This is a genomic window from Sphingopyxis sp., assembly GCF_036402335.1.
Classification (GTDB): Bacteria; Pseudomonadota; Alphaproteobacteria; order Sphingomonadales; family Sphingomonadaceae; genus Sphingopyxis.
Genome location: NZ_DASWTD010000072.1, coordinates 1 through 8,765, shown reverse-complemented (window position 1 = coordinate 8,765; position 8,765 = coordinate 1). Strand labels below are relative to the sequence as shown.

At 65.7% G+C, this 8,765-nt stretch carries 8 protein-coding genes; 3 read left to right on the top strand and 5 right to left on the bottom strand.

The window, feature by feature from the left end; all coding sequences use genetic code 11:
- Both VGD20_RS02205 and VGD20_RS02200 read left to right on the top strand, forming a co-directional pair.
- Positions 1 to 1,503: efflux RND transporter permease subunit (locus VGD20_RS02205; RefSeq protein ID WP_331132887.1), on the top strand; the 1,503-nt coding region annotated here is incomplete at its 5' end.
- Between the two features lie 70 nt (positions 1,504 to 1,573).
- The gene (locus VGD20_RS02200) at positions 1,574 to 2,839 is read left to right on the top strand and encodes a DUF445 domain-containing protein (RefSeq protein ID WP_331132886.1); all 1,266 of its coding nucleotides are present in this window, start codon (positions 1,574 to 1,576) and stop codon (positions 2,837 to 2,839) included.
- On the opposite strand, the gene VGD20_RS02195 is transcribed toward VGD20_RS02200, so the two are convergent.
- Positions 2,836 to 3,627: an SDR family NAD(P)-dependent oxidoreductase gene (locus VGD20_RS02195; protein ID WP_331132885.1), complete on the bottom strand. Its 792-nt coding sequence runs from the start codon at positions 3,625 to 3,627 to the stop codon at positions 2,836 to 2,838. The genes VGD20_RS02200 and VGD20_RS02195 overlap by 4 nt on opposite strands.
- A 45-nt stretch (positions 3,628 to 3,672) precedes the next feature.
- Here VGD20_RS02195 and pepN point away from each other — a divergent pair, with 45 nt between their 5' ends.
- Complete coding sequence (gene pepN / locus VGD20_RS02190) at positions 3,673 to 6,264, top strand: aminopeptidase N (protein WP_331132884.1); 2,592 nt, start codon at positions 3,673 to 3,675, stop codon at positions 6,262 to 6,264.
- A gap of 1 nt (position 6,265) precedes the next feature.
- Here pepN and VGD20_RS02185 read toward each other — a convergent pair whose 3' ends face one another.
- From VGD20_RS02185 to VGD20_RS02170, 4 genes are all read right to left on the bottom strand, one after another.
- On the bottom strand, positions 6,266 to 6,586 hold the full coding sequence (locus tag VGD20_RS02185; protein ID WP_331132883.1) for a multidrug efflux SMR transporter: 321 nt from the start codon (positions 6,584 to 6,586) through the stop codon (positions 6,266 to 6,268).
- A gap of 144 nt (positions 6,587 to 6,730) precedes the next feature.
- Complete coding sequence (locus tag VGD20_RS02180; RefSeq protein WP_331132882.1) at positions 6,731 to 7,330, bottom strand: ABC-type transport auxiliary lipoprotein family protein; 600 nt, start codon at positions 7,328 to 7,330, stop codon at positions 6,731 to 6,733.
- 11 nt (positions 7,331 to 7,341) lie between these two features.
- Positions 7,342 to 8,283, bottom strand: a complete 942-nt coding sequence (locus VGD20_RS02175; protein WP_331132881.1) for an MlaD family protein — start codon at positions 8,281 to 8,283, stop codon at positions 7,342 to 7,344.
- Positions 8,284 to 8,292: 9 nt separating this feature from the next.
- A partial coding sequence (locus tag VGD20_RS02170) for an ABC transporter ATP-binding protein (RefSeq protein ID WP_331132880.1) occupies positions 8,293 to 8,765 on the bottom strand: 473 nt, incomplete at its 5' end.

Genomic DNA, 8,765 nt, shown 5'->3' with positions numbered 1-8,765 from the left:
TTCCTCGGCAGCATCGCGCTGTTCTGGTATGCCCCGAAACAGTTCCAGCCGACGATCAACAGCGATTACAGCCAGATCAAATATGAACTGCCTCCGGGATCAACGCTCGCCCAGAGCGAAGCGATCGTGAGCCAGATCGCGACGATCCTCGACGACAGCCCGGTCGTCGACACCGCCTTCTATGACGTCAATGTGGGCGGCGGAAACGCCTTCCTGACGCTCAAGAAGCATCGCGAGATCAGCAGCGTCGAATGGGAACGCAGCCTGCAGCCCAAACTGGCGGCCATCCCCGATGCACGCGTATCCTTCCAGAGCCAGTCGGGTGGATTTTCGGGCCGCGACATCACGATGGTGATCGGCGGCGACGACCCGGTCGCGCTCGAAAAGCATGCGATGAAGATCGTCGGCGAGATGAGCAAGGTGAAGGAGCTGCGCTCGCCGCGGATCGAAGGTGACATTCCGCGTCCCGAAATCATCGTCAACCCGCGGATGGACCTCGCCGCCGAACTGGGCGTGACCACCGCCGCGCTCAGCCAGACGATCCGCATCGCCACGCTGGGCGACATCGATCAGAATGCCGCCAAATTCTCGCTGTCCGATCGCCAGATCCCGATCCGGGTGCTGCTGTCCGAAGATTCGCGCCGCAGCCTCGCGACGATCGAAAACCTGCCGGTGCAGACATCGCGCGGGACGACGGTGCCCTTGAAGTCGGTCGCCGAGATCGGTTTCGGCGCCGGGCCGACCGAGCTTCGCCGGTATAACCAGACGCGGCGTATCGTGATTGGCGCCGACCTGGCTCCCGGGCTCGTCACCGGCGACGCGCAGAAAAAGATCGACGCGCTGCCTTCGGTCAAGACAATGCCGCAGGGCATCCGCAAGATCATCCAGGGCGACGCCAAATGGCAGGCCGAGATGATGACGAACTTCATGATCGCGGTGGTTTCGGGCCTGCTCCTCGTCTTCGCGACGCTGGTGCTGCTCTATCGGCGTTTCCTGTCGCCGCTCGTCAACATGTCGTCGCTGCTCCTCGCGCCGCTTGGCGGCCTGCTCGGGCTGCGGATCGCCGGCATGGAAATCTCGATGCCGGTCTATATCGGCCTGTTGATGTTGCTGGGCATCGTGGCGAAAAACTCGATCCTTCTCGTCGATTTCGCGATCGAGGAAATGGACCATGGAATCGAGAAAGCGGAGGCCTTGCTCGACGCCGGGCGCAAACGCGCGCAGCCGATCGTCATGACGACGGTCGCGATGGTCGCGGGCATGGTGCCGACCGCCCTGTCGCTCTCGGGCGACGGCGCATGGCGCGCGCCGATGGGCGTGGTTGTGATCGGCGGCCTGATCCTATCGACGATCCTGACGCTGCTGATCGTTCCCGCGGGCTTCAGCCTGGCTGACAGCATCGAAAAGCGCCTCGGCCGCTTCTTCTCGAGCAACCTGCTCACTTACAGGAAGGGCGACGACACCAAGCCTTATGCCGAGCCGGCGCCCGAACCGGCGGAGTGAAGGGGGCGGGCCGGCGCGGTAAGCCACTGCGCCGGTTGCAACCTTTGCGGCATTTCGCCATTTGGTTTGCATGACCGACCGCACACTCTCCCGGCCGATTGGCGTCGCCATTCCGGCGAGAGGATCGAACATTCGCATCGTCGCCACCGGGCTGCTGGTGGTGATGGCGCTGATTTTCCTCGGCGCCCGATATTTCCAGGATGTTCATCCGGCGGTCGGTTTCGTCCGCGCCTTTGCCGAGGCGGCGATGGTCGGCGGCCTTGCCGACTGGTTTGCGGTCACCGCGCTGTTTCGCCACCCGATGGGCCTGCCGATCCCGCATACGGCGATCGTGCCGCGGAACAAGAACCGCATCGGCGATACGCTCGCGCGCTTTCTGCTCACGAATTTCCTGTTGCCGCGTCTGATCGCGCGCAAGATGCAGACGGTCGATGTCGCGGGCGCGGTCGGCAAATTCTTGTCGGAACCGGGCGAGGGGGGCGGACGGCTGCGGCTGGGCGCCTCGCGGATCATCGCCGACGGGCTCGGTGCGCTCGACCAGCAGCGCCTCGGCGGTATCGTCAAATCGGCCATCGCCGACCGCCTGCGCGAACTCGACGTCGCGCCGCTGCTGGGGCAGGCGCTGCAGGCGGCGCTGGCCGAGGGGCGGCATCAGCCCTTGCTGGATGCGATGGTCAAATGGGGATCGAAAACGCTCGAACTCAACGAGCATCTGATCCACCAGATGGTGCACGACAATTCGAATGCGATCGTCCGCTTCACCGGGCTCGACGAGAGCATCTCGAAACGCATCGTCGCGGGACTGTCGAAGCTGCTCAGCGAAATGGCGGTCGACGAAACGCATCCGCTGCGCATCCGGGTCGAGGAAGGGCTCGCCAAGATGGCGCTCGACCTGCAGCACGATCCCGAGGTGAAGGCGAAGGTGGCGAAGGTTCGCGACGAACTGCTCGAGAACAAGGCGGTCAAGCGCTGGCTCGACGGCTTGTGGGAGCAGGGCCGCAGCGCGCTGCTCAAGGCGGCACGCAATCCCGACACGATGCTCGCGGGGCGGATCGGCGAACTCGTCACGCAATTCGGCGCGATGCTGGGCGAGGATGCCGCGATCAAGCGGACGCTCAATCGCTATGCGCGCCGCGCGGTCGTCGGCGTGGTCGACAGCTATGGCGAAACCGCGCTGAGGCTGGTGTCGGACACGATCCGCGGCTGGGATGCGAAGACGATCACCGACCGGCTGGAGAATGCCGTGGGCGACGACCTGCAATATATCCGGATCAACGGGACATTGGTCGGCGGGCTGGTCGGTGTGCTGATCCACACCGTGGATGTGCTGATCTAAAGACTGGCGGCAAGCCCCTCGCGAAAGCTCGGATAGCGCGGCGTCCAGCCGAGCAGGCGTTTCGCCTTGCCGTTCGCGACGCGGCGGTTTTCGGCATAAAAGGCGCGCGCGGCGGACGACAGCCCGGCTTCGTCGAGCGGCTGGAGCGGAGGCAGCGGCGCGCCGAGCATCGCCGCACCCCATTCGACAAGCCGGTTCTGGTGGCAGGGCTCATCGTCGGCGAGATTATAGACGCCCGCGGGACCGCGGAACGAGGCGATTACGCCCTCTGCGATATCTTCGACATGGATGCGGCTGAAAACCTGTCCGGGCAGGTCGATACGATGTGCGCGGCCTTCGCGGATACGCTCGAGGATCGAACGGCCGGGTCCATAGATGCCCGGGAGTCGAAAGATGCGAACGTCGCTGCGCAGCGCTTGCCACGCCGGATCGGCGGCGTTGCGGTCCGGACGGCGGCCGTTGACCGGCGCGCTTTCGTCGACCCACGCACCACCCGTGTCGCCATAGACCCCGGTCGATGAAAGATAGCCGACCCAGCTTGCGGGTGCGAGGGCGATGGCCTCGCCGTAGCGTGCGAGCACCGGGTCGGCCCCCTCGGCCGGCGGCACCGACGACAATATGTGCGTCGCCGCCCGCAGCGCAGCCCGCACCGCAGTTTCGTCGTCAAAACCGATGCTCTCGCCGCGCCCGTCGCGCGTCGTTCCCGTCACGTCCCAGCCGCGCGCACGCAGCCGTCCGGCAAGGTGGCCCGCCGCATATCCCATCCCGAAAATCAGCATCTGTCGCATCGTGCCCTTATTGCGCGTCCGCCGCGCCATGCCTAGATCGATCCCATGACCGACGCCTCATCCACCCCCGCCATTCCCGTCACCATCCATCGCGGCGATTATCGTCCGCCCGAATGGCAAATCCCCGACATCGCACTCGATTTCGCGCTGGGGATCGACGCGACGCGGGTAAAGGCTGCGCTGTCGGTAGTCCGTGCCGTCGATGCGCCGGTGCCGCTGACGCTCCGCGGCGACGGATTGACGCCAACGGCAGTGCGCGTCGACGGCGAGGTATGGAACGACTGGCACATGGACGGCAGCGACCTGATCGTCGACCTCGGCGAGCGGGCGGCGGCGACGGTCGAGGTCGACACGGTCGTCAACCCGAAGGCGAACACCCAGTTGATGGGGCTTTACGCCTCGAACGGCATGCTCTGCACGCAATGCGAGGCCGAGGGCTTTCGCCGCATCACCTTCCATCCCGACCGTCCCGATGTGTTGAGCCGCTACAAGGTGCGGATGGCGGGCGACAAGACGGCATTCCCGATCCTGCTGTCGAACGGCAATTGCGTCGAGCAGGGCGAGGAGGGCGGCAATCACTGGGCGCTGTGGGAAGATCCGTGGCCCAAACCTTCCTATCTCTTCGCGCTTGTCGCCGGCGACCTCGTCGTCAATCGCGACCGCTTCACCACGATGTCGGGGCGCGAGGTCGAGCTCGGCATCTGGGTCCGCGACGGCGACGCCGATCGCACCGGGCATGCGATGCAGGCGCTGAAGGACAGCATGGCGTGGGACGAGCGCGTCTATGGGCGCGAATATGACCTCGACCTGTTCAACATCGTTGCGGTCAGCGATTTCAACATGGGGGCGATGGAGAACAAGGGGCTCAACATCTTCAACACCCGTTATATCCTCGCCGACCCCGACACTGCGACCGACGTCGATTATGACGGGGTCGAGGGCGTCGTCGCGCACGAATATTTCCACAATTGGTCGGGTAATCGCGTCACCTGCCGCGACTGGTTCCAGCTCAGCCTGAAAGAAGGCTTCACGGTCTTTCGCGACCAGAGTTTTTCGGCCGACATGGGCTCGCCGCCGGTCAAGCGGATCGAGGATGTCCGCCTGCTTCGCGCGGCGCAGTTCCCCGAGGATGCCGGGCCGCTCGCGCACCCGATCCGCCCCGACAGCTTTCAGGAAATCTCGAATTTCTATACCGCCACCATCTATAACAAGGGCGCCGAGATCATCCGCATGATGGCGACGATGGTCGGGCCCGAACGCTTCCGCAAAGGCACCGACCTCTATTTCGACCGCCACGATGGCGAGGCCGCGACGTGCGAGGATTTCGTGCGCGCGATCGAGGAGGGCGCGGCGATCGACCTGACGCTGTTCCGCCGCTGGTACGAGCAGGCGGGCACGCCGCGGCTCAAGCTGTCGCTGGCCGAGGAGCAGGGGCAATGGTCACTCGACATCGTGCAGCTGGTTCCGCCGACCCCCGGCCAGCCGGACAAGCTGCCGATGATGATGCCGTTGCGGCTTGCGGCCTTCGCGACCGATGGCAGCGGCGACGGGCTCGCCGATACGCTCGTTACCTTGACCGGCGCGACCCAGCGCGTCCCGCTCGGGAAGTTCGCCGCGCGTCCGGCGCTCTCGGTCAATCGCGGCTTTTCGGCACCGGTGATTGTCGACTTCGAACGCGCGCCGGACGAACTCGCGTGGCTCGCAGCGAACGACGACGATCCCTTCGCGCGCTACGAGGCTTTGCAACAGCTGATGCTCGATACGCTCGTTGCCGCCGTGTCGGGCGAGGCGCGCGATAACCGAGCGCTGATCGATGCGATCGGCCGGACGCTGGTTGGCGCCGCCAGCGACCCCGCGTTCGTCGCCGAGGCGGTGCTGCTGCCGAGCGAAGCCTTCATCGGCGATCAGATGGTGACGGTCGATCCCGACGCGATCCGCCGTGAACGGCTCGCGTTGCAGGCGACGATCGGCAGCGCGCTGGAAAGCGAATGGCGGGCGATCCTCGCGGCCACCGGGCCGCCCGCAACCGACCTGTCGCGCGCCGCGAAAGGCGGCCGCCGCCTGCGCGGCGTCGCGCTCGCCTATCTGGCGGCGACGGGCCTTGCCGATGTTCCCGCATTGGCATTCGGGATTTTCTCCGGTGCCGACGGCATGACCGAGCGGCAGGCGGCGCTTGCGACGCTGGCGCACGGCAACAGCGACGAGCGCATCGCGGCGCTCGACATTTTCTACCAGCGATACCGCGACAATCCGCTCGTGCTCGACAAATGGTTTCAGGTACAGGCGTGGTCGCTGCGTCCCGATACCGTCGATGCGGTGCGGGACCTTGCGCAGCATCCCGACTTCACGCTGGCGAACCCCAATCGTGTGCGCTCGCTCTATGGCGCGCTGACGGGCAACCAGGCGGCGTTCCATCAGGCCGACGGAGCGGGGTACAGGTTGATCGCCGACCTCGTCATCGCACTCGACCCTAGGAATCCGCAAACCGCGGCGAAGATGATCCCGCCGCTGGGCCGCTGGAAGCGCTTCGACGAAGCGCGCGCTGCGATGATGCGTGCCGAGCTCGAGCGCATCCTTGCGCAGCCCGGCCGGTCGCGCGACGTGACCGAGCAGGCTTCGAAGAGCCTGTCGGGGTGATTCAGGAGGACGAGAAAAGCTTGGTCCCGACGACGCCGATGACAATCAGCGTCATGAAGCCGATCTGGACCCCGTTCACCTTCTCGCCGAACCAGAATATGCCGCCGATGATGACGCCGACCGCGCCGAGGCCGGTCCAGATCGCGTAAGCGGTCCCGGCCGAAATGCCGCGCATCGCGAAGGCGAGCAGCGCCATGTTGAGGAAGCTGAGCGAGACAGGAACGAGCGAGGCCTGCCAGGATCCGATCGTCGCCGCCCATTTGAGGCTGAGCGCCCAGATGATTTCGGTAAAAACGGCAATTGCGAGGATGATCCACGCCATAAGACGGTCCTTTCAAGTCGGCGGGCTCGAAAGGGAAGGGCGCAGCCGGAAACCCGGAAGAGGCTGTGCAGGGTCAGGCGATGTGACGGGCCCGCCTTTAGGACGGGCGGCACGAATTGGCAACTCGGGTGATGGCGGCTCGTCCTAGCTTCCCAGCCAATCGGTAACCTCGACCGCAACCTTGTTCGCTGCGCGGGTCAGCGCCTGGCCGACAGGTTTGGCCTCGACCTTGCCGCCGATCGCCTCGCGCGCTTCGAAGCGGCGCTGCGTCACCGTCTTGCCGCCGGCCGATACCAGCATCGCCTGATAAACGACAACCACCTCGCTGGTGGCGGCGTCGACGCCGAATTCCATGAGCTGGCCGGCGAGCTGCTCGCCCGGGGCGGTCAGATACTGGCCTTCGTCGAGCACGACGCGCGACGTACGTGCCGACACGGTTTCGGATACCAGCCGCTGGAACAGACGCGAGGGTGCTTCGACCCATTGCGCATCCTTCACATAGGTCACGCTGGCCCCGTCCTGCTGCACCGGGATGCGCGTCGTGCGCAGCTTTTGCGGCGCGGTGGGGATCAGGATCGTCAGCGTCGCGGCTTCGGACGCGGTGCGCGCGCCGCCGGCAGTCGGCGCCGCATCGGCGTCGAGCGACAGCAGGAAGGGCGGGGTCTTGCCGCCCAGGCCTACGCACGCGGAAAGCGAGACGGCGGCGAACACGACGAGCAGCGGGGCGCGAAGACGGCGGATCATGATTCGGGTCCTCATTCTTTATAGTCGGGCAGCTTGCTGCCGCTGATGATCGCGCCGGCACCTTGCTGGTCGAGCTTGTCGGTGAGGCTGGACAGCGAAGCGGACGTGCGGCGGAGGTCGCGGATCAGGGCATTCGCCTCGGGAATCGTTGTCTCGCTGAAGGTCTTGAGACCGGGCCGCGCGTCGCTGATCGCAGCCTCGAGCGTCGCCATCGACGCATTGGCCGATTTCAGCGTATCGCGCAGGTTCGCCATCGCGGGGTCGACATTGCGGTCGATCGTGCCCTGCGCCGATGCGGCGAGATTGCCGATCTGTTCGGCGGCGTTGCCCGTTTGCTGGATCGCGATGCGCGTGTCGGCGAGCGCGCGTTCGATCGCGGGGCCATTGCGCGCGAGGATCGCGGTCGACGCCTCGACATTATTGAGGATGCCGCGAAGGCTGGCCTGATTTTCATCGTCGGCCAGCTCGGCCAGCCGTTCGGTCAGCGTCGACAGCCGCTGGAGCAATTGCGGCGCGGTGTTGAGGAGTTCGCCAAGGCCGCCGACACGCGCGGGGATCACCGGTTTGCCCGCGGGTCCCTTGTCGGCGATCGGCGGCGCGCCCTTGACCGCGCCCGACAGCGAAATCTGCGACACGCCGGTGAAGCCGACGCCTTCGAGCGCGGCGGTCGTGCCTTGCAGCACCGGCACGCCCTCGTTCACCTCGATGCGGACGCGGACGAACTGCGGATCGTCGGGCCACAGCGCGATCTCGCGCACCTGCCCCGCCGGCACGCCGGAAAACTGCACCTGCGCGCCCTTATTCAGTCCGTCGACCGACTGCTTGAAAAATATGTCATATTCGCGCTTTTCGCCGCCACTGTCGTTGGCGAGCCAAACGACGAAAAAGGCGAGCGCCGCCGTGAAGAAGAGGACGAAAGCGCCGACGAGGACATTGTTTGAGCGTGTTTCCATCAGCTATTCCTATCGCGGCTTCGCGGTTTGGTTCCCGCTTGCCGCAGCACGGCCGCGTGGCCCGTTGAAATAATCCTGTATCCACGGATGCTCGGTGGCAAGCAGTTCCGGGATCGTGCCGACCGCAATCACCTTCTTTTCGGCCAGTACCGCGACGCGGTCGCAGGTGGCATAAAGCGAGTCGAGGTCGTGGGTGATGAGGAAGACGGTGAGGCCCATCGTGTCGGCGAGTTCGCGGATGAGTTCGTCGAACTTCGCCGCGCCGATCGGGTCGAGCCCCGCGGTCGGTTCGTCGAGGAACAGCAGCGCGGGGTCGAGCGCGAGCGCGCGGGCAAGCCCGGCGCGCTTGACCATCCCGCCCGACAGTTCGGCGGGATATTTCGGGCCGGCATCGGGGGGCAGGCCGACCATCGCAACCTTGTAAGCGGCGATCTCGTCGAGCAGCCTCTGGTCGAGCCGCGGATAATATTCGCGCAAGGGGA